The 26877-nt window shown below is 44.0% G+C and carries 21 protein-coding genes and 1 other annotated feature; of the genes, 14 read left to right on the top strand and 7 right to left on the bottom strand.

Translation table 11 applies throughout. The features are described 5' to 3' along the window. Nucleotides 1–42 precede the first annotated feature (42 nt). From LPY66_RS13090 to LPY66_RS13065, 6 genes are all read left to right on the top strand, one after another. Entirely contained in the window at nucleotides 43–1203 is a 1161-nt protein-coding gene (locus tag LPY66_RS13090; RefSeq protein WP_337984772.1) for a TraB/GumN family protein, read from the top strand. A 130-nt stretch (nucleotides 1204–1333) separates the two neighbouring features. Next, nucleotides 1334–1690 carry a PadR family transcriptional regulator gene (locus LPY66_RS13085; RefSeq protein ID WP_337988089.1) on the top strand — a complete coding sequence of 119 codons (357 nt, stop codon included), beginning with the start codon at nucleotides 1334–1336 and terminating at the stop codon, nucleotides 1688–1690. Then, nucleotides 1683–2366, top strand: a complete 684-nt coding sequence (locus LPY66_RS13080) for a permease prefix domain 1-containing protein (RefSeq protein WP_337984771.1) — start codon at nucleotides 1683–1685, stop codon at nucleotides 2364–2366. Before LPY66_RS13085 ends, LPY66_RS13080 begins: the two co-directional genes overlap by 8 nt. Next, nucleotides 2356–2919: a DUF4825 domain-containing protein gene (locus tag LPY66_RS13075; RefSeq protein WP_337984770.1), complete on the top strand. Its 564-nt coding sequence runs from the start codon at nucleotides 2356–2358 to the stop codon at nucleotides 2917–2919. Before LPY66_RS13080 ends, LPY66_RS13075 begins: the two co-directional genes overlap by 11 nt. Before the next feature lie 243 nt (nucleotides 2920–3162). After that, nucleotides 3163–6951, top strand: a complete 3789-nt coding sequence (locus LPY66_RS13070; RefSeq protein ID WP_337984769.1) for a phosphoribosylformylglycinamidine synthase — start codon at nucleotides 3163–3165, stop codon at nucleotides 6949–6951. A 146-nt stretch (nucleotides 6952–7097) separates the two neighbouring features. Then, entirely contained in the window at nucleotides 7098–7412 is a 315-nt protein-coding gene (locus tag LPY66_RS13065; RefSeq protein ID WP_337984768.1) for a YmaF family protein, read from the top strand. A 122-nt stretch (nucleotides 7413–7534) separates the two neighbouring features. Here LPY66_RS13065 and LPY66_RS13060 read toward each other — a convergent pair whose 3' ends face one another. Genes LPY66_RS13060 through LPY66_RS13050 form a run of 3 tightly spaced genes read right to left on the bottom strand, consistent with a single transcriptional unit; the run spans nucleotide 7535 to nucleotide 12818 of the window. Further along, entirely contained in the window at nucleotides 7535–9910 is a 2376-nt protein-coding gene (locus LPY66_RS13060) for an FAD-dependent oxidoreductase (RefSeq protein WP_337984767.1), read from the bottom strand. Between the two features lie 14 nt (nucleotides 9911–9924). After that, nucleotides 9925–12315, bottom strand: a complete 2391-nt coding sequence (locus tag LPY66_RS13055) for a xanthine dehydrogenase family protein molybdopterin-binding subunit (RefSeq protein WP_337984766.1) — start codon at nucleotides 12313–12315, stop codon at nucleotides 9925–9927. Continuing rightward, nucleotides 12315–12818: a (2Fe-2S)-binding protein gene (locus LPY66_RS13050; RefSeq protein WP_337984765.1), complete on the bottom strand. Its 504-nt coding sequence runs from the start codon at nucleotides 12816–12818 to the stop codon at nucleotides 12315–12317. Before LPY66_RS13050 ends, LPY66_RS13055 begins: the two co-directional genes overlap by 1 nt. Nucleotides 12819–13457: 639 nt before the next feature. Here LPY66_RS13050 and LPY66_RS13045 point away from each other — a divergent pair. Genes LPY66_RS13045 through LPY66_RS13035 form a run of 3 tightly spaced genes read left to right on the top strand, consistent with a single transcriptional unit; the run spans nucleotide 13458 to nucleotide 16659 of the window. Continuing rightward, complete coding sequence (locus LPY66_RS13045; protein ID WP_337984764.1) at nucleotides 13458–14540, top strand: AAA family ATPase; 1083 nt, start codon at nucleotides 13458–13460, stop codon at nucleotides 14538–14540. Continuing rightward, nucleotides 14537–15193 (top strand): hypothetical protein, encoded by a 657-nt coding sequence (locus LPY66_RS13040; RefSeq protein WP_337984763.1) that lies wholly within the window; start codon nucleotides 14537–14539, stop codon nucleotides 15191–15193. Before LPY66_RS13045 ends, LPY66_RS13040 begins: the two co-directional genes overlap by 4 nt. After that, complete coding sequence (locus tag LPY66_RS13035) at nucleotides 15190–16659, top strand: vWA domain-containing protein (RefSeq protein ID WP_337984762.1); 1470 nt, start codon at nucleotides 15190–15192, stop codon at nucleotides 16657–16659. The genes LPY66_RS13040 and LPY66_RS13035 overlap by 4 nt, the downstream gene beginning before the upstream one ends. 6 nt (nucleotides 16660–16665) lie before the next feature. Here the strand turns inward: LPY66_RS13035 and LPY66_RS13030 are convergent, their stop codons facing one another. Next, complete coding sequence (locus LPY66_RS13030) at nucleotides 16666–17316, bottom strand: methyl-accepting chemotaxis protein (protein ID WP_443112490.1); 651 nt, start codon at nucleotides 17314–17316, stop codon at nucleotides 16666–16668. Between the two features lie 418 nt (nucleotides 17317–17734). Here LPY66_RS13030 and LPY66_RS13025 point away from each other — a divergent pair, with 418 nt between their 5' ends. The 4 genes from LPY66_RS13025 to hcp all read left to right on the top strand — a co-directional run bounded on the left by LPY66_RS13025 (nucleotide 17735) and on the right by hcp (nucleotide 22816). Further along, nucleotides 17735–18667, top strand: coding sequence for a DUF445 domain-containing protein (locus LPY66_RS13025; RefSeq protein WP_337984760.1), 933 nt, complete (start codon nucleotides 17735–17737; stop codon nucleotides 18665–18667). 907 nt (nucleotides 18668–19574) lie between these two features. After that, on the top strand, nucleotides 19575–20090 hold the full coding sequence (locus LPY66_RS13020; protein WP_337984759.1) for a DJ-1/PfpI family protein: 516 nt from the start codon (nucleotides 19575–19577) through the stop codon (nucleotides 20088–20090). Nucleotides 20091–20647: 557 nt separating this feature from the next. Then, nucleotides 20648–21082 carry a universal stress protein gene (locus LPY66_RS13015; RefSeq protein ID WP_337984758.1) on the top strand — a complete coding sequence of 145 codons (435 nt, stop codon included), beginning with the start codon at nucleotides 20648–20650 and terminating at the stop codon, nucleotides 21080–21082. Nucleotides 21083–21253: 171 nt separating this feature from the next. Then, entirely contained in the window at nucleotides 21254–22816 is a 1563-nt protein-coding gene (gene hcp, locus LPY66_RS13010) for a hydroxylamine reductase (RefSeq protein ID WP_337984757.1), read from the top strand. Nucleotides 22817–23027: 211 nt separating this feature from the next. Here hcp and hpt read toward each other — a convergent pair whose 3' ends face one another. Genes hpt through lgt form a run of 3 tightly spaced genes read right to left on the bottom strand, consistent with a single transcriptional unit; the run spans nucleotide 23028 to nucleotide 25330 of the window. Beyond that, nucleotides 23028–23567, bottom strand: a complete 540-nt coding sequence (hpt, locus tag LPY66_RS13005) for a hypoxanthine phosphoribosyltransferase (protein WP_337984756.1) — start codon at nucleotides 23565–23567, stop codon at nucleotides 23028–23030. Nucleotides 23568–23587: 20 nt separating this feature from the next. Next, nucleotides 23588–24514 carry a cytidylate kinase family protein gene (locus tag LPY66_RS13000; RefSeq protein WP_337984755.1) on the bottom strand — a complete coding sequence of 309 codons (927 nt, stop codon included), beginning with the start codon at nucleotides 24512–24514 and terminating at the stop codon, nucleotides 23588–23590. 36 nt (nucleotides 24515–24550) lie between these two features. Beyond that, a complete protein-coding gene (gene lgt, locus LPY66_RS12995) occupies nucleotides 24551–25330 on the bottom strand; it encodes a prolipoprotein diacylglyceryl transferase (protein ID WP_337984754.1) in 780 nt (259 codons plus the stop codon). A 225-nt stretch (nucleotides 25331–25555) separates the two neighbouring features. Between lgt and LPY66_RS12990 the strand changes: the two genes are divergently transcribed. Beyond that, a complete protein-coding gene (locus LPY66_RS12990; protein ID WP_337984753.1) occupies nucleotides 25556–26443 on the top strand; it encodes a YegS/Rv2252/BmrU family lipid kinase in 888 nt (295 codons plus the stop codon). 66 nt (nucleotides 26444–26509) lie between these two features. Further along, nucleotides 26510–26770 (top strand) — a binding site (T-box leader). Nucleotides 26771–26877: the final 107 nt, after the last annotated feature.

Here is a 26877-nt window from a genome sequence, read left to right as displayed (position 1 = left end):
ATCAAAATAATAAATACGCTTTAAGCGCTTGGTGGTGTAATGATGGATGAAAGTAATTTGACGCGATTGGATTATCAAGAGAAAGAGATTATTCTGATTGCAACAGCCCATGTCTCAGAGCAAAGTGCTCAATTGGTAAAAAAAGTCATTGCTGAAGAACGTCCGGATAGTGTCTGTGTAGAACTTGATGACGACCGGTATAACAATATTCAAAACCCCAAAATATGGGAGAATACGGATATAATCAAGATCATCAAAGCAAAGAAGGTTGGTTTTCTCCTGGCAAATCTGGCTCTCGGCGCCTATCAAAAAAGGATAGCCAAAAAATTAAATACAGCGGTTGGCGGGGAAATGCTGCAGGGTATTGCGAGCGCGAAGGAAATTGGCGCCAATCTCGTATTGGCTGATCGCAGTATCCAAACAACATTTTTACGTATTTGGCGCAAAATGAATCTTTGGAACAAAATGAAATTGTTTATTGGCCTTATCTTTTCGTTTGAGGATGACACGGAGATAACTGATGACGATTTAGAGAAATTATTGCAGGCGGACATGTTGGAATCAGCAGTAGCCGGTATGCGCGAACAGTACCCTCAAATCGGAGAAATATTGATCAGTGAGCGGGATCAATTTTTGGCATTCAAAATTAAGAATGCTCCGGGGAAAAAGGTTGTTGCTGTTTTAGGTGGTGCCCATGTCCCTGGCGTAAAAGAGGAAATATATAAGACACAGGATATAGAAAGTATTTCTGTTGTTCCCCCAAAAAAATCTTTTTCGAAAATAGCGGGGTGGATTATCCCCCTGATTATTGTCGGACTGATTATTTATGCGTTTGCACAGAATTTCCAAACCGGATTACAGCAAATATCGGCATGGGTATTATGGACTGGTATCTTAGCGGCGCTATTTACCGCACTTTCATTGGGGCATCCGTTGAGTATTCTGACCTCGTTTGTTGCCGCACCGTTTACAACCTTACATCCGTTATTAGCCTGTGGTTGGTTTACGGCGATTACGGAAGCTACGATTAATAAACCCACTGTGAAAGATATTCAGAATATCCAAACCGATATTTTCAGTTTCAGAGGCTTTTTTCGGAATCGCTTTTTAAAGACAATCTTGGTCTTTTTTATGGCAAATTTAGGCGCATCGCTGGGAACCTTTATTGCGGGTATGGATATTATAAGGAATATTCTAACTTAGTGAATATATCAGGGTGACAAAAGGCAGGGTGACAAAAGGGACGTAGAATTTTGTCTCCTTTTATTGTATTGATTATTTTATGCATAGTACATTGACACACATAGTAATATTTGTTATGATGCTTTTGGGGGTGTGCATATTGGGTGAAACGATCAGCAGTGAACTAATTCGAGGGCATATCGATACGATTATTCTTAGAGTTCTTACTGAGAGCGACAGCTATGGTTATGAAATAATCAAATCGATTTATCTGGCAAGTGATAAACAATACGAATTAAAAGAGCCGTCCCTCTATACTAGCTTAAAAAGGCTGGAGACCGGAAAGCTAATCAAATCCTATTGGGGAGATGAAAGTCAGGGCGGACGTCGAAAATATTACACAATGACTGAATTGGGTAAGGAGAAATATCGGTATGCGCTGGAAGAGTGGCGGATTGCCAAGCGGCTTATCGACATGTTGATCGAAGGGGGAAAATGTTGTGAATGAATTGAGCGCTTACGTGGATCATTTATTTAAGAAACACGGAAATAGCCGTAACGTTATTGAATTGAAAGAAGAGATTCTAGCGAACCTTGAAGCGAAACAAATGGATCTAATCAATCAAGGGTATGACCAAGAAACCGCGATAAAGAGAGCAAAAGAGAGTATCATTAGCGTTGATAACCTTATCGAAGGAAATAAAGCAGTCCATAAAACCCAATGGCAAATCGAAATTCTTCAATGGGCGTTAATCTACTTGATCATAGCCTGGATTTTCACTATCCCGCTAGGCATATTCAGTCTGGGGCGGTTAACGGCAATGCTTCTTTTTATATGTGTTTTTTTGGTAGGAATCCGTTATCTGATCATGCTGTCGAACACGCGTAAAAAACATGTGGATAAGATCGCGACCATAAATGCTTTCGCTATCAGTAAGCTCAGAAATACTGTTTGGATTATCTGGGGAATGCTCATGGCAGTAAGTATACTGGCAACTACCGGCATCTATTTTGGCAGCGCCATCTGGTTCTCGCGCCACATTGATCTTGATGGACCGTATGATTTCGCCGTGATGGTCTTCCGTTATCTATTACCGTTTGTAACGCTTGTTGTTCCTTTGATTATTAATAAAGCCTATCGATTAATCACTAAGTATGAAGCAGGTGATATTAATGAAAGTTAGAAACAGGGTCATTGTTATCCTTTTAGCTATTGCTGTTATTCTATTTGGTGTCGTACAGTTTGGAATTATTCCGCATAATGAAGCGGAGAAGGAAAAATATAATTTAGAGCAACTCGACCCACGGACGCATGATTTTAGTAATATAGTAAAGTACAAAAGTGACTATATGGGAGATTCATCGAACATCATTAATCTATTTTACAATCTTCCCCTCAGTGATCTTGGCTTACGGTTTGAGCTATTTCCGGACACGCTGACACTTGAAGTTGATTATCAAAGTGAAGGGAAAAGTAAAGGTGAGGAAATAATCCGATCGGCCTTGCTTTATAATGCGATGGCAGCCTTTACCCTGATCGGTAATCTAGAGCAGATCAATTTTGTTTTTCTGGATGAATCCTATCAGGCAAAACGCAGCGAGTTTAGGAAGGAGTTTGGCTCCTTCGCAGATGTCATCAATCCAGACCAATGGAACCAAGGTGTTCAGGACAAGTTAAAAGATAAAGTCTACACCCAACAGGCTGCTGATAAGCTGTTGGCAAACTTCGAAAAATAATAATTGAATACAATTCGGATATATTTAGTTCAGATAGACAATAAGAACCATTAGTGAACAGTGAAAATTTATGATAAAATAATACGTGTCTAATAATGACTTATTTGCGGGAACTTTTCTCGCATTTTATTCTTATGCCCAGTATAATAGATTTAACATTTTCTTATTCCATTTTAATCTGCGTCATTTAATCATGATTATGTATTATAAAAATGATGAACATCGAAACTGGAGGGTTACGTTTTGAAGGAAGCAGTAAGAAGAGTATTTGTAGAAAAGAAACCGGGTTTTGATATCGAAGCACAGGGCTTGTATAAAGACCTTCGTGATAATCTTGGTATCTCCGGACTACAGGGAGTCAGAACGATCAACCGTTATGATATCGCCGGAGTCACCGATGATGAATATAAACAAGCGTTGCATATTATTTTTGCTGAGTTGCCGGTGGACATACTGTACGAAGAAACGGTGAGTATATCAACGGATGACAAGGTTTTTGCGATGGAATACCTGCCCGGGCAATATGATCAGCGGGCGGATTCCGCAGCACAGTGTATCCAGATGCTCACGCAGAAAGAACGGCCATTGGTCGCTACTGCAAAAGTGATCGTATTAAATGGTACGATCACCGACCAGGAATTTGACCGAATCAAAGAGTACTGCGTTAACCCGGTGGAATCACGAGAAGCCACCATGGCCAAACCTCAAAGCCTGGAATTTGCTGCCGAGGAACCGGACGATGTTGCGGTTTTGGAAGGATTTAACGGCAAAACAGCAGAGGAAATCATAGCGCTGCAACAAAGTATGGGGCTAGCTATGAGTGTGGAAGATCTGCTTTTCTGTCAAGCCTATTTCAGAGATACAGAAAAGCGGAATCCAACAATGACTGAAATCAAAACGATCGATACCTATTGGTCTGATCATTGCAGGCATACGACATTCCAAACGAAAATTGAAGATGTCATTATTCAGGACGGACGCTTTACGGCTCCTATAAAAACGGCGCATGAAATCTATCACGCGTCTCGAGCCGATGTTTATGGTGATAAGCTGTCTGCAAAGGATATCTGTCTGATGGATATTGCTACCATCGGCATGAAAGAACTTAAAAAGGCAGGCAAACTGGATGATTTAGATGAATCGGATGAAATCAACGCTTGCAGTATTGTTGTCAATGCGGAGATCAACGGCCAAGATGAAGAGTGGCTGGTGATGTTCAAGAATGAAACGCACAACCACCCGACGGAAATTGAACCCTTTGGTGGAGCAGCGACCTGCTTGGGTGGAGCGATCCGTGATCCCTTGTCTGGTCGGACCTATGTCTATCAGGCAATGCGTGTTACCGGCAGCGGTGATCCGCGGGCCAAAATCCAGGATACATTGCCTGGCAAACTGCCGCAACGTAAAATTACGACGGTGGCGGCAGACGGATACAGTTCGTATGGCAATCAAATTGGACTCGCTACAGGTCAGGTTGCTGAGGTCTATGACGAAGGTTTTATCGCCAAAAGAATGGAAATCGGTGCTGTCATTGGTGCTGCACCCAGAAAAAATGTTGTCCGCAAAGCACCGGTAGAAGGTGACGTCGTTGTGCTGGTTGGCGGCAGAACAGGAAGGGATGGCTGCGGCGGTGCCACCGGCTCTTCAAAGGAGCATACGATCGAATCGTTGACCAGCTGCGGTGCGGAAGTCCAGAAAGGCAACCCGCCCAATGAAAGAAAAATCCAACGGTTGTTCCGTAATCCGGAAGCCAGCACACTGATTAAGAAATGTAACGATTTTGGTGCCGGCGGGGTATCCGTTGCTGTGGGAGAACTGACGGATGGTTTGGATATTTGTTTGGACGCCGTACCGAAGAAATACGAAAGTTTGGATGGAACTGAACTGGCGATATCTGAATCACAGGAACGCATGGCTGTCGTCCTGGCAGCAGAGGATTGGGATAGATTCAAGAGTCTGGCTGCTGACGAAAATCTGGAAGCAACTATTATTGCCCGAGTAACAATGGACAACAGGCTTCGGATGTCCTGGCGGGGCAAAACCATCTTAGATCTCAGCCGTGACTTCCTGAATACCAATGGGGTCAAACAGAAAACAAAAGTAGAAGTGACGGCACCCTCGGAAAAGAATAACTACTTTGAGACTGTCACTAACGTCGTTGCCCATGAAATATCGGATATAAACAAGGCATGGACGGTAAATTTGAACGACCTGAATGTCTGCAGTAAAAAAGGCCTCATTGAACGATTTGACAGTACGATCGGTGCAGCTACAGTGTTAATGCCGTTAAGCGGAAAATACCAGCTGACTCCGTCGGAAGGGATGGTTGCCAAGCTGCCGGTGTTCGATGGGGAAACCACCACCGCAACGATTATGACATATGGGTATAATCCTCAACTGGCAAAATGGAGCCCTTTCCACGGCGCTTTATATGCCGTCCTCGATGCAGTGGCGAAATTAGTAGCCTTAGGCGGGGATTACCGTCAGACGCGTCTTACCTTACAGGAATACTTCGGCAAGTTGACTGATGCCACTAAATGGGGTCAGCCTTTCAGCGCCTTATTGGGTGCGTATTATGCCCAAAAGATGCTGGGTATTCCCGCAATCGGCGGCAAAGACAGTATGTCGGGCAGCTTTATGGATCTGACCGTTCCACCCACTCTGGTCGCATTTGCCGTATGTACGACAGATGCCCGCCATGTGGTATCACAGGAATTTAAACAAACCGGAACCCGTGTTGTCATGGTGAAAGTAACCCGGGATGAATACGAAATCCCTGACTTTGCTCTCGCTATGAAAAATTTTCAAAATATCTTTGCACTGATTCGTTCGGGATGTATTCTGTCTTCACGGTCTGTCCGAAAGGGTGGTATTGCCGGCGCTGTCAGCGAAATGGCTTTTGGCAATATGATTGGTTTTGAATTTAGTCAACCTATACCAACGGTTGATCTGTTTAGCGCAGATTACGGTTCGATCCTGTTGGAAATCAAGGAAGATGTTGATCTATCTTTGATCTTTGGTGATGTTTCCTTTGACGAGTTAGGACGCACGACTGAAAAACCGGCGATTGTGGTCAATGGATCGGAGCTGCCTTTAACTGATTTGTTGACCCAATGGGAAATGCCTTTGGAAAAAGTGTTCCCCAGTAAGGTTAATGACGATGACAATGATTTAAAGCCAAGATTAGTTAGCTTTGACAAGCGCACAGCGTATAAACCGGCCATAAAGATTGCTCAACCGCGAGTATTTATCCCTGTCTTTCCCGGTACAAACTGCGAGTACGACTCTGCAAAAGCTTTCATCAAAGCCGGTGGATTAGTCGAAACGATGGTTATCCGCAACCTGAGCAGTACCGATGTTGAAAATACAATTATAAAGATGGCAAAAGCCATCGATAATTCCCAAATTATTATGCTCCCTGGTGGTTTCAGCGCCGGTGACGAACCGGATGGTTCGGGTAAGTTTATTGCAACGCTGTTCAACAATCCGCGGATCAAAGATGCTGTAATGAACCTGCTGAAACAGCGGGACGGCCTGATGCTCGGCATATGCAACGGTTTCCAGGCGTTAATTAAGCTGGGACTAGTCCCATACGGCGAGATAAAAGAAATCAAGACCGAGGATCCTACCTTGACCTATAACAAGATTGGACGCCACGTCTCTTGTATGGTCAGGACCAAGGTGGTATCAACTCTTTCTCCATGGTTTAGTGGGGTAGAACTGGGTGAGATTCATACGATTCCGGTTTCTCATGGCGAAGGGCGCTTCGTCGCCGGTAAGGATGTCATTGAAAAACTGATTCAAAACGGACAAATTGCCACGCAATATGTTGATTTTGATGGTAATCCGAGCAACGACATTATGGATAATCCCAATGGTTCCTATGAAACCATTGAAGGGATTACCAGCCCCGATGGCAGGATATTAGGCAAAATGGGACACTCGGAACGAACAGGCAGCCATATTGCACTGAATGTGCCCGGCAACAAGTATCAGCCGATTTTTGAAGGCGGCATCAATTATTTCAAGTAATAACTGTACGCGGTCATGTATCATTAACAACAATTATATTCGCCCATATAATAAAGTGTTCTCAAAGAAAAGAGAACACTTTTGTGCTATCTGATCATTAAAACGAAATCGGATATCACGCATTTAGTGAAAAAGGAGGTAGAATGATGGCTTATACCAAATCTGACCCGCACCATAATCATGGCAGCGTAACGCATACATCCTGTGATCACGGTCATTCTCACCAGTGCTTAGGTATTTCCGGCCAGGCAATTCCTTCCCCGGATGGCACTCATGTCCATAATTCCGAAGACTTTGTCCTATACGAGCACGGGCATATCCATTATTATAAGGCAAAAACAGGCCCATCCATACCGCTTGCCAATGGGTGTCATACCCATCTATGGAACTTTTACACAACGGTTGATGATGGGCACCGCCATCACGTATGTGAAGTCGCAATGGCTGCTCCGGGTATGTAAATTATTAACCGAAATATTCCATATAAAGAAGGGGAGCGTATAACGCCCCTCTTCTTTGCCTTTAGATTGCTATTATCTATCGTGATCCTTTATTATCTGTTTGAAGCCCTTTTGGTTAACCTTTATTTCATTCGAAGAATAGCTGTTTTAATCAGGGCTTTGAGTTCGATAACCTTATAACCGTTGCATGTCATTGGCAGGGAATGAACAACTGCCAACTCAGCCGCTTGTTCAGCCACTTCGGTGGTTACCTGTTTGCCTATCAGGTAACTTTCGATCTCTTTGACCCGGATGGGTACGGGAGCGACACCACCAAACACCAGGCGCGCGTCAGTAAACACGCCATCTTTAATCGCAAAAAGTGAAGCGAGGCTGACGATGGCGAAATCTAAAGAATCGCGAACGCGGAACTTGTCATAATGCATGACCATCCCCTTAGTCAGAGGAATTTCAATCTTGGTTACAATCTCACCGCATTTCAGCGCGTCGGATACTTTGAGTTCCTGACAGCAGAATTCTTCGGCTTTGATACGACGGTGATTCGTTATGATGGTGGCATCCAAAGCAATGAGAGCGGGAACAAGGTCGGACGGATTAACCGCATAGCAGCCGCAGTTCATACAGCGCCGGGCCTCAGTAAGGGCAGCCGCTTGGTCCGGGGCAATTTCATCTTCCACATCGAGCGATCTCTGATCGATTGGGATCTCCGCCAACTTAAGCGCTGTTTGGTTCTTAATGCCTTCTAAGTCAAAGGTCAGGAACGGACTCGCGATTTGCATGCTGTCGGAGCACTCATGGTCGGGAGTGACTCCAAGGTATTTGTTTATACCGCGAGCAGCGCTATGGCCTTTCATAACGCACTGAATGACCGTTGAGGGACCGGTGGTGACATCACCGCCGGCGAATACGCCTTGCCGGGAGGTCATCTGGGTCTCTTCTTCAACATCGATCAAACCGCGGGCGTTGAGCTGAAGCTGATATTTCTCATCGAGGAAGGATAAATCGACATTCTGGCCAACGGCCATCAGAATATTCTCTGCATCAACCACGGTCTTTTCGGCATCGTCGTAAACCGGGCTGAACCGATGATTCTCGTCATACACATCCATACAGCGGATAAGCTCCATCCCTCGGACCTTGCCATTCTCGCTGACGACCTTGGAAAGCCCCCAGCCGGGCATGATCTGGATGCCTTCTTCACGCGCCCGGGCAATCTCTTCTTTACCGGCAGGCATGATGTCTTCTGACTCAAGGCAGGCCATAATGACCTTTTTGGCACCCAGCCGTTTCGCTGTAATAGCGACATCCATCGCCACATTGCCACCGCCGGTAACAAGCACTTCTTGACCGACTTTACCGCCCATCCATTTATGGACTTCGACGAGGAAGTCCAGACCGAAGACGGTAAGTTCTTCGCCGGCTAATCCCAGTACCGGACGTTTCCAAGTGCCGGTGGCGTAGTAGACACTGTCGAAATCTCTTTCCAGGTCGCCGGGTTTAACGCTCTCCCCAATTTTTGTATTGCAGACAAATTGAATACCCATGTCTTTCAGGGCAGCAACGAGTTTACGGACAATGGCCTTGGGCAGCCGGTAATCTGGGATTGCATACATCAGCATGCCGCCGGGTTCTTCTTTACTGTCGTAGACGGTAACGGCGTTGCCTGCCTTACGGAGATAATACGCCGCGGAGAGACCAGCCGGACCGGAACCGATGACAGCGACTTTCTTGCCTGTTTCCAGGATGGGTGCCCTATAGAACAGATTTTTATGATCCAGTGCATAGTCACCAACGAAACGTTCCACATTGCGGATAGCCACACTGTCACCAACCGAGGAGTGACTGCACTCTTCCTGGCAGAAGTGCGCACAGACGCGGCTGGTGATACAGGGTATCGGGTTTACGCTCATGATGATCTGAACAGCGCCGGGGACGTTGCCAAGCCGGAACTGTTCCATATACCCCGGGATATCCGTAGAGGCGGGGCAGCGTTGCGAACACGGTGTCGAGCCGCATTTCATACCGCCAAATATAGAATGATAGCGGTTGTCCCCTTGCAGAGCGTAGCAGGTTTCACCGCCCTTGCGGCGGCAGACAAGCCGGTTGCCGGCTTCATGCGGATAGCGGTAGAACCAGCAGCGGACATCCTGACAGATGTTGCCGCCAATGGTACCGATATTACGGATTAGAGGGGTAGCGACGCTGTGAGCCGCCTCTTTCAGGATAGGAAATTCCTTTTGGATCTCATCCGATTCCACGATGGTTTTGAGCTTCGTCATCGCGCCGATCGTCATCATGCCGTCATTTACGGTTATTACGGCACTATCTGGTACATGCTTCAAATCAACGACTTCTTCAGGGTATGACGTTAGGATTTCATCCTTTAACTGGCATAATAAATCAGTTCCACCCGCCATGACGACTGTTTTTTCTGATATTTTCACCCGTTCGCTGGCCTCTTGGAAGCTTTCGGCTCTGGTATAATTAAATCTTTTCATTGATATTCCCCCTCTTACAGTTTGCCCAAGGCGTTGAGAATAACATTTGGGGTAGCCGGGTATTGTGCAACCTTGACACCGAGTGCATTGGAGATGGCGGTCATCGCCGCACTGGCGGCGGGAGCTCCGGCAATTTCGCCTGTACCAAGCGCATGGAATTGGAACGTATCAAATTGTGATTCCATGAAAAAGGTATCGAATTTTGGGAATTGATTAAAGGGGCGCCATTTGTATTCCAGCATGTTATAGGTCATGGGACGTCCTGTTGCTTTATCAATAATATGTTCCTCGAAGAAAGCGGTGTCGAGACATGCACAGCCGATAGCGCTTTGAGCCTGCATCTCGAGTGTAGCCGGGTCAATGATCTGGCCGCAGTCGGTGGAGCCCAAAATATTGACAACATCCGCTTTCCCGGTTTCTTTATCGACTTCGACTTCAACAAAGACCATCACGCAGCTTGGGGTAGAGAAGTTCTCGACATGCTTGCCGTAGCCGGTGAAGGTCATTCTCCGATTAAGCAGGGATTTAAGCGGAAGTTTTAAGCCGGGAATAGCATGGGTTACAATATGAAAATCATGAAGTTCCATAGAGTCTGCGCTGATACCCAACGGGACTTCCGCCAATTTAAAAATTTGTTGTTTGACATCTTCGCAGGCATTGCAAATAGAATGGCCAAACGTGATGGTTCCGCGGGAACCGCCCAGGGAAATGCCGGTGGGGCTATATTCACTGCCGGAGGGTACAATGCTGACACATTCATATGGACAATTCAGCATTTCAGCGACTTCCTTCAGGACATTACTGCGTTCGCCGTTGCCTATTTCCGTGATGTCAGCATGAACAGTCACACGAAATTCGTCATCGAAGATCCCAGGGGTTATTCGGACGTAGACTTCATTACAGTCTTCACCAACGTCCGCGTTACCGATAAGGGAGCAGCCGACGCCGCGCACATATCGGCCGTCCTCAGAGGTCCAGGTAGGAACACCCCAACCTTTCCATTTATCCTTCCAATGGAATCTTTCAGCTGCAGCTTCGATGAAATGGGTATAATCCACAGTATGAGCACGCCATGGCAGACCATCGCGCCATATGTAGCAATCCCCGTCGCTGACGTAATTCTTTTTGAAGACGTCGACCGGATCAAAATTGCCGGCTTCCATAGTACGGCTGATAAGCAGGGACAGACAACTATTCAATTCTTGCCCGCCGTAACCCCGAACGATACCTGCTGGTTGTTTATTGGTAACCACGATATTGGTATCCAGATCCCAGTTTTGGCATTTCGCCATGACCAGCTGAGTTTCACCGATACCGACGCCGACCTGCCCCTGGGTCGAGTTGCAGAACGCGCCGGTATCAACGGTCCAGTCCGCTTTGACAGCGCGGACGATCCCGTCTTTATCCATGCCGATCTTGGCGTGGACCTGACTGCCGAGACGGGTCTCATGGTTGATCATCTGTTCGATTTTTGTCTCAAAAAACTTGACCGGCTTATTACAGGCCATCGATAATAGTGCACCGGCAACAACTTCCAGGGTGAGGGACTGCTTGTTTCCATAACTGCCGCCAACGTTAAATGTCAAAGCTTTGATTTTGCTGCCAAGAATGACGGATTCATTGACAAGTTTTAGAATAAAGGAGCTTTGGGCTGTACCCCAAACGGTGAAATTCAGGTCACCTTCCCAACGAACGATAGTTCCAGGAGGTTCAGGTGCAGAGGGGGCACACATGGAGCTGAAAGAAACGGTATCCTCCGCGATGTAGTCACATTCTTCAAAACCTTTTTCTATATCGCCTCTGACCAGATGCCAAAAGTCGCCATACTCCTGCATGGGACGATAGCCACCGGGTACTATATTCTGTTTGAAATCATCATACAGCTGCGGGGCACCGTCTTTTATGGCAGATAAACCATCATAGACAGCGTCCAGTACGTCATAATCAACCTTGATCAGTTCCATAGCTTCTCTAATGATTTCCGCATTATCACCGGCGATTAAAGCCACGGTGTCACCCACATAGCGCAGGTGTTTGTCCATCAATGGTTTCTGCCTTGGCCAACCAAGCATCGGATTGAACTTCTCTATATCCTTGTAGGTCAGAACGGCATAGATGCCGGGTAACGCTCGCGCGTCTTCGACGTCGATGGATTTGATAATGGCGTGGGAATGCGGACTTTTCAACGATTTACCAATAATCATGCCGGCAACAGAGAAGTCATCCAAGAAAGTAGCCTTACCGGTCACAATATCTTTGGCATCTTTTCTGGGCCAGCTTTTACCAACGTAGCGATAATCCTTCGGCTGCAAGTTGGTAGGGAAGTTTTTTCTCCTGATTTTATAGTTGGGTTCATCCGGTATCGGATTATTCATCCCGTTTAAGAGCGGCTCGCGTTTAGCCATTAGCTAACACCTTCTTTCCTGATCATCTTTGCGATCGCGTTAAAAACGTGGTATTGGCTGATGCAGCGGCAGAAATTTCCGGCAAGCGCATCGCGTATCTCCTCATCGGAAGGGTGAGGGTTCTTATCCAATAGCGCTTTCGAGGCCATGATGATGCCAGGAGTGCAATAACCACATTGGAAGGCGTATTCATCGATAAATGCTTGTTGTAACGGGTCCAGCTCGCCGGTTTGTGGATTTTGTAATCCTTCGATTGTGGTGATCTGCCGACCGTCACAATCAACAGTCAGCAGCATACATGAAGCCACTGCGTCACCATCCATAATGACGGTGCAACAACCACAGGCACCTTCTTCGCAGGATTTTTTTGTGCCAGTCAAACCCAGACGTTCACGCAGTGTCTGGGTTAACGTTTCACTGCCTGGGATTTGGCCGAATCTGTTTCCGATGGAAAATTCGTACTTCGTTTTGTTAACGTACAAAGTAATTGCATCGATCTCCATAACTTATCCTCCTTTATTTTGTAATATTGAACTGATCATTTACATGAAAAAACAACCCCTCCTGTCTCGATACAGTTATTTCCTCTCACCCGGTGTAAGAGAATAGCCTTTAATTATGCGAGTTGTTCCCGTGATAACCGACGATCAATCGCTTCATGAAAGTTGTATGATCTAGGGTAAGCTGTTATTTGGACTTATTTTTTTATTTATTGTGTACGTCAATTCAGTTTATGAAATATTTCACTAATGCGATGATATTCTTGTCCTGAAATTCTCCTGATAATTCAATATAAGCTATTTTCACATTAAAACGCATGACGGAGTGTGTCAACCTGATGATAAAAAATTCCACCATGGTGAATTTTAAAGGCGATTCATTCAGAAAATAGATTTTCAATAAGCAGTCTGATCATTTGACATTCTGAGAATAGTCGAATAATTAGTGCTTTCTATCAACAGCAGTAAAAATAATGGCTTTTTTCGATCTTTACATCGAAGTTCCATGAGCGCTGAATATATACCAATCGTTTCGGTTAATTTGATTATATTATTTGAAAATTATGGAAAAAATACCTTTGGGATATATTGTGTGAACAGGTGAATCTCATTTTCTGTTTCACACTATGGAGGGATAGTATAATGTCGACAATTTCTGCTTTATCGATCGCTGTTCAAGCGAAAGTACCGACACTGATCTGGGGACCCCCCGGAGTGGGAAAAACAGCTACGATCACAGCACTGGCAAATGAAATGGGTCTGCATCTTGAAGTGGTAATTGCGTCGATCCGTGAGCCGGCAGATTTTTCCGGACTGCCGGTCATACGGGAGGGGGGCGTCGTCATGGAGCCCCCTGTATGGGCAACTCGTTTGTGTCATGCCAAAAAGGGAATACTCTTTCTGGATGAGATATCAACGGCTCCCCCTGCTGTTCAAGCTGGATTATTAAGGGTTGTACTCGAGCGCGTTGTCGGTGATTTAACTTTACCGTCCGATATTTCCGTTGTTGCCTCGGCAAATCCGCCGGAGCAGGCGGCTGGAGGATGGGATCTCACCGCACCGTTAGCCAATCGTTTTTGCCATTTACCTTGGTCACTGGATACACAACACTGGATCGATGGAATGGTCGGAGAATGGGCTGTTACAGGACTGTTGCACCTTCCGGAAAGCTGGGAAAAATCCATAGCAGAAAAACAAACACTTATTGCCGCGTTTATCCGTCATCGTCCTAATCTTTTATTGCAGGTTCCGGTCAATGAGGAACAAGCCGGAAAAGCATGGCCATCACCCCGATCCTGGACAATGGCAGCCAGATTATTAGCCGCATCAGAAGCAGCACAGGCAGGGGAGGATGTGACTGCATCGCTGTTAGCAGGTTGTGTCGGAGAAGGTGCTTGTCTTGAATTTTTGGCATGGGTCAAAGAATTGAATCTTCCAGATCCGGAAGAAATATTAGCGAATCCCTCACAACTACAGCTGCCGGAGAGAGGCGATGTCGCTTTAGCTATTTTAAGCGCGGTCATAGCGGCAGCGGTCGTTAAATTAACTGAGGAACGTTGGTCTGCTGCATGGTGCGTTCTTGCACAGGCAGCTGAACAAGGAAAAAAAGACATTGCTGCATCGGCTGCAAAAAAATTAGCGGCAGCGCGGAAACCGGAACTTCCGTTACCGATAAGGGAATTACAGGCATTTGTTCCTCTGTTGCAAAAAGGAGGATTAATGTGAATCCCCTCTATAACTATCAACAACTCCCATGGGTAGATCACGCCACACAGTATATGCAATTTGGCAGAATATTAGTGGGTATGGAGGATTCGGATAAACCGAAACTGGATCTATATAATTATAACTATACGATGCTACCCGCATATCTTATCTATAGTGTTCTTAAGATAGTACTTAATGATGGATGGGTCGAAAAGTTGGAGTCACTGCATGCCCATCGGCAAAACAGGTGGCGTGTCGAAGTCATATCCCATAAAATCTCCTCAGAAGAATACCGACTGATTAGCGATGATGGATTGAATACCTATTGTTCTTCCTTCATAGCGATTACACAAGGGAATGTAATGAACTTTTCAATTTTTGCAGAAGATGCAGCACCCATTTTAACGAAGATTATTGAAAAGTATCCACCCGTTTTTCTGCCGAAATACCGCAATTTTCGTTATACCTATTGCTTTCCCCAACACCCCATGTGGCCGGGAAAAATTCAGCTGGCTGGGCTTCCACAGCAAATAATTGACCAGAGAGAAAAGCACCAAGCCTTAACCACAAAAAATTGCAGCCTGGGAAGTGATGCTTATGAAGCCGGAAAAAGTTCCGGGCTTGTAGAGACAATTGAGGCAATGAAATGCTTGGAGGTGTTGTTGGTATGACACTCCCACAAGAGCTGCAAGCGGCACGCATCCGATTAGCTAAGGAGCGTCCGTATTTAGCTTCCGCAGCCTGGGCACTCCAACCGGTAGTTAAACCCGGACTGGAAACACTGGCAGTCGATATGTATTGGCGACTCTATTACGACCCTGCGGTCTTATGCCGTTGGTCGGTAGAAGAAACAGAAGGTGTTATGTATCATGAACTTTGCCATCTTCTGAGACAGCATGCTCTCCGCATGAAGGACTTTTATCCTCGTTTTAATAATATGGCAGCTGATGCTGAAATAAACGACGATTTACTTCGGGAAAGGGTCAAACTGCCCTTAGAGCCTATTACCCCACAATCAATCGGGCAGCCGGACAACCTTTTAGCCGAAGAGTATTATGCGGCTTTAGTTAACAATATGCAGCAAAAAGATGACAAAAACGCATCCGGAGTTGAACAGGATACTTCTGAAAAAAATAATGGCCAAGGAGCCGGTCAAGGCAGCAAAGAAGTATCTCCAAGTAATGGTCAAGCTAAAGCAGAACGAGACAGTTGTACTGAAAAATGTAAGCAAAGTCAATGCGGCGGCGACAATCAAGATAATAAGGGTGACCGGAAATCAGGACCAAAAAAAAGTGACGATAACCAATCCGTATCGACGCATGGCGATGAAAGTACTGGCGGGACGCAGGATGAAAAGGAAACACCAAGGCCGGGCTCTGGACGATGCGGTTCGTGTGCGACCGGTCAGAAGGCGCCTTGGGAGGATGGTCCGCCTGGCAAAGAGTCTTTACCGGGTATCAGTCAGACTGAGGGGGAGTTGATTCTACGGGATGTCGCCAGGCAAATAAAGGAACATAAAAAAGCCCGGGGACGGGTCCCCGGACATTTAGTCCGATGGTCGGAAGAAAAGCTAAATCCGAAAGTAAATTGGCAAAAACAGCTGGCCGCAGCTATTCGTTATGCAGTCGCAGATACGGCTGGAGCATCCGATTATTCCTATCGACGACCGTCAAGACGACAAGGACCCGCCGGAAACAGGGAAATTATATTTCCCTCCATGCGGAGTCCTATACCTGGTATTGCTGTTATTGTCGATACAAGTTCAAGTATATCCGATACGATGATTGCTCAAGCACTTGCTGAAATATCGGGCATACTCAGGAGCCTCGGAAATCGGGATGGGGTTTACGTTCTCGCCGTAGACACAGCCGTCGCCTGTTGCCGTAAGATTTTTCGAGCAGAGCAAGTCAAACTGGCCGGAGGTGGTGGAACAGATATGAGGACCGGATTGGATGCTGCTTCTAAGCTTCGCCCTTTGCCTCAAGTGGGAATTGTCATAACGGATGGTCACACGCCGTGGCCGGATTATCCCCCAAAAGGAATGAAGGTAGTAATTACCGTCTTATCCGGCGACGGGACAGCACCCGTATGGTCAAGGGTAATACGATGCAAACAGATACACGGTGATCATAACTAACGCCTATTATACATTCATTTCCTCATAAATCGAGGCCATATTCGCTAAATTTTGCGAAGTCTGGCTGACTTCCTGAATAGAAGCGGTTATTTCTTCCGTTGCAGCTGCTTGGTTTTGAGCTATGTTACCGACTTTATTTATTTCAGAAATAATGGTTTCAATAGAATCTTTCATGTTTGTTAAGATATCTGTTACCATTTTTGCGGAATCCTTACTTTGAGCTGCCAGTTTACGCATTTCATCGGCAACAACAGCAAATCCTCTGCCTTGTTCGCCGGCTCTCGCCGCTTCAATGGCCGCATTGAGTCCCAATAAATTTGAATGCGCGGAAATGTCGGTAATTGCCTGAATCACTTTATTGATTTCCTTGATTTGACCGTGAGTTTCGTTAGCAGAAGATATAACACTATCAATTGTAAATGATAATCCTTGAGATCCGGAGGCAATCTCCTGGATACCGGCGTTAACTTGTTCCAGCGTCGAAGCTAAGCCATGGGAAATTTCTTCAATTTGATAGTCTTTCTCCAGACTTTTACCAACACCGATACACCCGATAATCTCCCCCTTTAAGTTACGGATGGGGTAATCGATTCCGGTAAAAGGAAAGCCGAAAACTTCTTTGCCAATAGTGTATTTCAAAATTTTACCGGATTGCATGGCTTTATATTCGTTATTATTGCCCTTTGCTAAGTCTTGTCCAATTAACAAGTTTCCATCAATAGATAGTTTATAACCCGGAAAATAATGCGTGGTATGTGTTCTGTTGGTGATGATGATCTGAATATCTTCGTCAACAATTTCTCTTAGATTGGAAAGAACGAGGGCATAGTATTCCAGTAATTCTTCATCACTTTGGGGGTTGAGTTGCATTATTAATTACCTCCGTATCTGTAATAATCGTGGTTTCAATCAATAATCAATCTTACATTTGTATACCGTATATATCGAAAGTACTTGAGATTTTCAACAGTGTTATTTATTGATTACGAACATTTTTATATAATGAGTTGTGGTATAATGATGTGTGCAATTATGGCAAATTTGCATGCAAATAATTTTCAGGGGAGAATTAATAATGGACTGGACAACGGTTATGTCAATAGCCTCAGGACCCGTGATAGGGGCGGTCATCGGATATATCACAAACTACATTGCAGTAAAAATGTTATTTCGGCCTTTGAAACCCATCAAAGTTGGTGCGTGGACCCTTCCGTTTACACCGGGCATTTTCCCAAAAAGAAAAGAGCAGCTAGCTAAAGCATTAGGCAATGCTGTCGGAAATAATCTTCTGACCAATAAGGATGTAACCGCGCTGTTTATGTCCGATGCCATCACACAGACAGTCGGTGAAGAGATCTGCAGAACCTTATATACCGAAGACCACAACCATACCATAAACAAGATATTTTCTGCCAGCCTCCTTTCCGAAACCGATGATCAGGAGAAACTTGCACCGAGCTACAATCAGATTAAAGACCAGATTGAATTAATGATCAGTGAAAGGATCAAGTCAAGCCTTCTGCGTTTGAACGTTGGTAATGTCATTGCCCAAGAAGTAGGACAAATCATTCGCCAAAAAACACAAGGGACAATGCTTGCTGTCATGGTAAATGATAAATTGATTGGAGCACTGACGACACCCATTGGTGAACATGTAGAAACATTTATTAATGCCAATGGCAGTCAAATGATTCGTACGATTGTGAGTGATGAATTAGCAAGTATCGGGAATCAGCCTATTGGAAGCTTAATGAAGCAGACCGGTATCTCTCAAGATCTCTTAAAAGGAACAATCGAAAAGGTATATGTGGGATTCGTCCGGAATAAACTGGGTGAATTTATTCAACAGTTCGACCTTGCCGGTGTTGTCGAGGCGAAAGTGAAGGGCATGGATGTCCTGGAAATTGAAAAGCTCGTTTTATCTGTTATGAAAAATGAACTGCGGGCCATTGTTAATTTAGGGGCTTTGATTGGTTTTATCATTGGTTTAGCGAATTCTTTCATTTGATTTTTGGCTGATATTATCGTATAGGTCATATTATAATGGATAAATAAAAAGAAAATCTAAGAAAAACTAAAAATATTTACTGAAAATTCATTAAATTGCGAAATGAATGCCTCAAATGCGTGTATTTGTTGATTGACCAATAACGGTCACTTCGGTATGATAATAGTAAGCTCCAAGGAATGCCCAAGACGGAAACCTAGCAGAGCCGGAAGACGGAAACGAACATTGCCATAGGATCATAAGGTCAGTGAACAGCGTTCACTATATCTTGGAAATTTGAAGAAAATAGTCTGCAACGGTATCGACGGAAATAACGGTTTGCTTCCACGGGATGTAACAATCTCTAAGAAACAAATTCTGAAATGAAGTTAGGCTGAAGCAGAAGATGAGTAACCCAATTTCTAATGACGAAGACCATATAGGAAAATGGATAATGGGAAACGAAAGTTGGCAGGTAAAGCCAGGCATACGTTGATAAAGGTTCGTTGGAGCTGTTTTTTTATTTGTCATCAAAGGGACTTGTCTAGCTTAATTTGCTAAATAATTGTATTATTATAAATAAATGAGATAGACCTCGCTTTCCAGGCTGGTTTACTGGAAAGTGTACACGATGTGATTTTTGGCGTTGATAGTCGTGGCGGTCATTTAATATTGGAATACGATGGCAGAAAACCTTTTCGGTTGGACAGCAAAAAAAGACCGATGTCCATATCCATATGATGAAGGATGAACAAGGTAATTTTGCCAGTGGTGTTACATCATAACGAGATAATCACGGACAGAATGAAAGCTGAGGAAGTGCGACGCAAGACGGAAGAGAAGTATTACAAACTGTTTAACTCTATTGATGAATGCTTCTGTATTATTGCAGCAAATTGAATACGATTAACAATAAGGAGGTAGGCAAATGGCAAAGGTATTGTTTGTTGTTGCTCCGCAGCAATTCAGGGACGAGGAATTGTTTTATCCAAGAGAAGCTTTGGAAAAATGCGGACACGAAATTTCTGTAGCCAGTAATAAACTTGGACTATGTCATGGTACACTCGGAGGATGTGTCAACGCAGATTTATTATTGAAAGACGCTGTCGCAGTAGATTATGATGCGGTGATTTTTGTCGGAGGGGGTGGAAGCGAAGTATATTTTCAGGATCCGGATGCATTAAAGCTGGCAATGAAAATGGTTATAGATGGTAAGATTACTGCCGCAATTTGTATAGCCCCGGTTATTTTAGCGAACGCAGGGTTATTAAATGGCCGTAAGGCAACCGTTTTCGAATCTGAAATTAATACAATTCAAAACAAGGGTGCGTCTTATTCCGGACCGGGAGTTGCTCAAGACGGAAATATTATTACGGCGGATTCTCCGAACAGCGCCTTGCAGTTTGGAGAAAAATTATGTGAGGTTCTTGGAGCGATTCACTGAGGAAAAACATCCTATTTTTTCGAATAAAATGAAAGCAAGAGAAATTATGAGTAAATATTCGAAATATTCTGGATTGAGAGCCTAGCGTGTAATAATAACCGTTTTTGAGTTTTGACTTCTGCGCTCTAACCTAATAAACTTAACATAAGCTCCAAGGAATACCTAAAACGGAGAGCCTTAAGAGCCGAAAACGGAAACAGACATTACGGTCAATTATGAGTACCGGTGAATAAAAAATTCACGATATCTGAAGGTTCAAAGAAAAAAGTCTATCGAACCTTGCTTCATGGAAGAAAGAAAAACAGAGACCCGAAAAGTCACTGTGGAGTATGGACTGATATGAAGCCACGGAAGATAGATAATGAGTAGATGAACGCAAAAGATAAAGGTCTTATAAGTGATTGTAAGAAGAAACTGAAGTAGAAGGCTACGCGAGGGGATTTGTTGATAAAGGTTCGTTGGAGCCCATTTGTTTTTCACGACATATATAGCCTGTTTTATATAGGTATATGCCAGTAAAGAACGCTTAAATTGATTCATGAGAGGGGTATGAAAGTATGTTTACAAGGATCTTAGTTGCTACCGATGGTTCAGAATATTCACGTGAGGCTTTAAAGATGGCTGTAGAATTAGCAAAGAAATTTAATTCCGAAATCGAACTTCTCCATGTCATCACTGAGCCGATCCCTTATTTGGGCAGCGACCTCAGTTCATTTTGGCATCAGCTAACAGATGAACAGATTAAAGAGATCGGTAATAAAGTGATGGAAATGACTTTGTGGGGAGTGTCACCGGAAAATATTGATATAATTAAGAAGATTGTTACCGGTTATCCCGCAGAGGAGATCCTTAATGAAATAAGGCGAGATTTTGACCTTGTCATTATGGGGACCAGAGGGCACGGCCCCCTGGCTGGCGCAGTTGCAGGAAGTGTGACGCAACGTGTGATAGCTGACGCAGATTGTCCTGTATTGGTCGTAAAAATTGGATAGTATAAGAATACCGTCACCTTCAGCGCTGACGGTATTTTATTTGCTGTGATATTGAATACGAATTTTTGTAACATAGGATACCGATTTATGGTGCTTTTTCCAGTATGATCAACGTGTAGCTTATTTGAAAAGTTTAATCAAATAATATTTTACACGAGGGGGTAAATTCGTATGTCACAGATGTTCTGTTTCCAATGTGAACAAACCGCAGGCGGCAAGGGCTGCACAGTTTCAGGTGTTTGCGGCAAAAAACCGGAAATCGCCAACAAGCAAGACGAACTCACCGGAGCATTGATTGGTCTGGCAAGGGCTGTATCCGGCAAAAAAGCGGGTCCCGAAGCAGACGCATTAATGATGCAAGGATTGTTTGCCACAATTACCAACGTGAGTTTTGATCCTGTGGCTATTGATGGACTCAAAGCAAAAATTACATCTGAAAAAGAAAAACTTGGCGGCGCACAGGATTACCCGGCAGATGCTATATTTTCCGGTGATCCGGATGTTGTTTCACTCCGCTCGACGTTGCTGTTAGGTCTGCGAGGAATGGCCGCTTATGCCTGGCATGCACATGTACTCGGTAAAAATGATCCCCAAGTGACGGAATGGTTCTACAAGGGAATGAAAGCCGTCGGCGACGATCATTCTGTCGATGAGTGGCTGGATTTGTTAATGGAATTCGGCAAGATTAATTTGGCGTGTATGGCACTGCTCGATGAGGCCAATACGTCCGCTTACGGACACCCTGTGCCAACAAAGGTCACAAAAACAGTTGAAAAAGGACCTTTTATCGTCATCACCGGACACGATCTGCTTGATTTAAAGCAACTTCTGGAGCAGACAGAAGGAAAAGGCATCAATATCTATACGCACGGAGAGATGCTTCCGGCTCACGCTTATCCGGAACTTAAAAAATATCCTCACTTAAAGGGCAATTTCGGTACGGCTTGGCAGAACCAGCAAAAAGAATTTGACACTATTCCTGCCCCGATTTTCTTTACAACAAACTGTTTGATGCCGCCCAAAGCCAGCTATGCTGATCGTGTCTACACCACGTCTATAGTTGGTTATCCCGAGATGAAGCATATACCGGAAGCTTCGGTCAAAGACTTCTCTCCGATGATCAAGCAAGCCCTTGAACTGGGTGGTTATAGTGAAGATCAGCATTTTACAGGAATCAACGGCGGTAATGAGCTGATGACAGGATTTGCCCGCAATACGGTGCTTGGCGTTGCCGAAACCATTATCAATGCAGTCAAAGCAGGTGCGATTAAACATTTCTTTTTGGTTGGCGGCTGCGACGGAGCAAAACCGGGAAGAAACTATTATACCGATTTTGTGAAACAAACCCCTCAAGATACGGTTGTACTGACACTGGCCTGTGGCAAATATCGTTTCAATGATCTGAATATCGGTGAAATCGGCGGACTACCGCGGTTGATGGATATGGGTCAATGCAACGATGCTTACTCAGCAATTCAGGTAGCGGTTGCTTTAGCGGGAGCTTTTGAGTGCGGTGTTAATGACCTGCCGTTAACTCTCGTATTATCTTGGTACGAACAAAAGGCAGTTTGCATCCTGCTGACGCTCCTTGCCCTCGGGATCAAAAATATCTATATCGGGCCCTCCGCGCCGGCATTCTTCTCACCCACGGTGTTGAACGTGCTTGTAGAGAAATTTAATATTAAACTGATTTCTACACCCGAAAAAGATCTCGCGGATATGCTCGCAAAATAAGCGTTTAGCGCTGGGACCGACTGAAACACAACTCAGCCAACAGAACGATGTCAAAAAGTGAAGTGCATTCCAAATGTTGAAAAACTCTCTGTCATTTGGAGGTGCACTTCATCATTTTTGCATCGTTAACTTTTAGTGCGTCGGTGCAGCTTTTCTGCCTGCATTCCTGCGCGAGACTTCAGGCAGAAAACATTTTAAAACGAGTGACTTGTTAAGTCATTTTCTCGCGGTCAAAAGCAGCGATATAGGGTAGATTACGGTATTTTTCCTGATAATCCAGCCCATATCCAACGACAAACTGGTTGGGCATTATAAAACAGCGGTAATCGACATTGATGGCCAGCAGCCGATCCGATGGATCGTCAAACAAAGTACAAATCTTGAGACTTGCGGGTTTAGCTGCCTCAAGGTGTTGACAAATATAAGCCAGGGTCAGGCCGGTTCCGACGACATCTTCCACTAATAGAACGTGTTTATCCGTAATTGAAATATCGAGATCTTTAGTGAAGCGTACAATACCAGTTTTGCGTGTCTCATCCGGAAAAGCCTTAATCGAAAGAAAATCAATGCTTAGAGGGAGATTGATATGCCGGGTTAAATCGGCAAGAAAATATAAAGATCCCTTCAGGACACTAATAACGACTAATTCCAGCCCCTGATAGGCGTCAGTTATTTGTGCCCCGGTTTCAGCAATTTTTTGTTGTATTTTCTCTGCAGAAAACATAATCGAACCAATAGCCGGTGAGTTCATCAAAAGAATACCTTTCTTGATTATTTTATCCCGAATCTTTCCAACAAACTGTAAAAGTCATTTTTGAATACAATATTGATATTTGTACCGGGATAGATCTTTTTAAGAAGTTCTACCTTTTTTTTCTTTTCTGAGGCGTACTTTTGGTTCATTGTGGTTAGTTCAATAAACGTATTAAATTTCGGTAAATAAAAGTCAGGAGAAAAAGCCATCGTGACATTACCTTCCTCGTCCCATTTTACTGGAAACGTACGCGGCTCATACTCCCATTCAAGATGATACATATCCAATATTCTGGAGAATTCTTCCTCGGATTGATGTTTAAATATTAGCTGCTTCTTTCCTGTTTCATTAGTAGGTGGGTCAGATAAAGGAATTTGGCACTTTTTATTATGATATAAATTTTCAAGGAGGGCGGCACTATCCTCAATACTCAGATTATCCGTGTTTAAAGTAAGGTGGTAGAGTGTCGGATCTGCCCAATCCACTTGGTAAATTGTTGAAATATAACGCTTGTGTTTGCGGTCGGTCAATTCAAGAAAACGTTCCGCGCTGGGCTGATCAAGACGATGATTCTGCATCACCCGATTTATTCGTACCTGATTTGAAGCGATGATGCGAACATTGATAGCCTCGGGGTGTTCGCAAAAAATTATTTGAGATCCAAGCCCAAAAATGATAGCCGGCTGTTTTGAGACGTAATCACGTAGTTTATTTTCGATGTGAGCAGCAAAGGTTATACCTTGTGCAGACTGATTCAAATAGAATCCAGGACTTTCATTTAACATATGTTGTTCATGTTTATTGGCTATTTCCGGCATCCACTCATTAATAACCATATCCCGGGTTATTAACGGAAGGTGGAGTTTGCTTGCAAGGAGTTTAGATATTTCTTTACCCAAGCTGCCCGTCTGTCTGGAAATCGTGAAAAATACCAAAACAGCCACCTCACATTCATGGTTAAGTTTTCATCTATAATTATATCATAAGCGACCATCTAATTTCCTGTTCTTTAATTTCTGGAATAGGAAGATAGCTGCAAAGATGATTGCAGCCAGGCTGATTACCTGTGCCATCCTTAAAGGGCCTAGCATCAAACTGTCGGTCCGCATGCCTTCGATAACGAAACGCCCGCAGGAATACAATGCTAAGTAGGCTAAAAAAACAATGCCGTCCTGGAGGGCTTTTTTTCGAATCAACCGAAATAAAAATAGAAAGACCAGGAAGTTCCAAATAGACTCATATAAGAAGGTCGGATGATAATATTGACCATCGATATACATGCCGTGTTGGATGAAAGCCGGAAATTTACTGATAAAGGATTCTGAAACAGGGCCGCCATGTACTTCCTGATTAAAAAAATTGCCCCATCGTCCTATAGCCTGTCCGAGGATAAGGCTTGGCGCAATGACATCGGCGACAGCCCAAAATCTTAAGGCGGTTTCCCTTCGGAGATAAAACACGGTGGCTAAAATTCCTCCGATAATACCGCCATGAATAGCTAATCCACCATGCCATACAGTGACTATTTCCAACGGATACACAGTATAATAATCCAAATTGAAGAGGACATAATACAAACGGGCTCCTATTAATGCGGAAGGAATAAGAATGATGATCAGATTAATAAATTTATCTGGGTCCACCTTTCGGCGTTCAGTATGATAGTAGGCGATAATTAACCCAACGGCAAACGCCAAAGCGATGATAACGCCATACCAGCGGACAGTAAACGGGCCTGCTTGAAAAGCGATCGGATCCATAAATAATTGCCTCCTGTATTCCGAAGAATGCGGTATTAATTTTCGTCTGTATTAATGTAACTATTAATTATAGAAAATGTCCACTATAAACCTTCTTTTTTACATCATGTCGCGATGAATATATAAATATGTGAAATTACAAATGAATCAGAACAATTACAGCTGGAAAAAAAGTACATTTTGTCTTAATATATAGACAGACTTGAAAAATATAAGGGGCAGACAATGAAAATATTATTGATTTATAATCCTTTTGCCGGAAATGGGTCTTTTAAAAACCATCTGGATAACATACTGGAGAAAGTACAAAATAAAGGGTTCTGCTTGACGCTGTATCGGATTGATTCGCCTGAAGCTTTAGAAAATATGATAGCAACAATTGATATCAACAGCTTCAGAAAAATATGGATCGCCGGTGGTGACGGCACAATTCATCAGGTCATTAATCTACTTATCAAGCATAACAGTGACGTTCCGATTGGAGTCTATCCTGTTGGTACGGCCAATGACTTTGCTTATTACTTTAATTTTACGGATAAAATCGATGAAATGACAGATATCCTTCTTCAAGATAATTGTACCGGGTGTGATATTGGTGTTGCCAACGGCCATTATTTTTTAAACGTTGCCAGCCTTGGTTTTCTTATTGATGTCAGCCAAAAGACCCCGGTAGCTATTAAGCGGAGTTTTGGCGTTCTTGCTTATTATTTTAAAGGTGTCGAAGAATTATCCAAAATGCGGCCAGTCAGTGTCAAAATCAGAAGTAAAGAAATCAACTCCGATGAAGACGTGTATTTTATTTTGATTATGAACGGGAAATCAGCAGGCGGATTTAAAAAGATTGCACCGCTGGCCTCAATGAATGATGGACTACTGGACGTGTATGTTTTTAAATCATGTCCGGCTTTGGAACTGCTTCCGCTTGTCATCAAAGTTTTGAATGGCGAACATGCGGATAGTCCGTATGTGGATTATTTTCAAACGGCAGAGTTAACGATTGATTGTGACGATTTCGTCGGTACTGATATGGATGGAGAAAGGGGTTTCGACTTTCCGCTAAAGGTCACCGTCGAACCGCAAAAGTTAAAAATAATTTGCCGGGTTAACGGTTGATAAGCAAAACTGACTCTTGACAACGGTAAAGAAATTGTATATATTATTTGAAATTAGTTATAAATCAAAAATGCAATGAAGGGATGCCACGCTGCCAAAGCGTTTTAGAGAACTGTTGGTTGGTGCAAAACAGGACGCATTGCAGGTTGTGTACTCGCCCCGGAGCAGTTTAGCTGAAAGCAAGATCAGGCTGATCATATAAGCAAGTAGGCACGACCGGATTCTCGCCGTTATTGGAGAGGGCATTGATAGTTAAAATGCCGCAGAGTGGGTATGGATTCATACCAAATAGGGTGGTAACACGGAAGATAAGCTTTCGTCTCTAGAAGAATAGTAGAGACGAAGGCTTTTATTATTTTCCTGCTGTCAACTTTCTTTAAAGTTATCATCCTCAATATGTTATTTTCGTTATTGGATCAGGCTAAAGAAGGCGC

The sequence above is a fragment of the Dehalobacter sp. DCM genome (assembly GCF_024972775.1).
Lineage (GTDB): Bacteria > Bacillota > Desulfitobacteriia > Desulfitobacteriales > Syntrophobotulaceae > Dehalobacter.
Note: the sequence above shows the minus strand (reverse complement) of the source record. Positions and strands in the feature narration are given on the sequence as shown.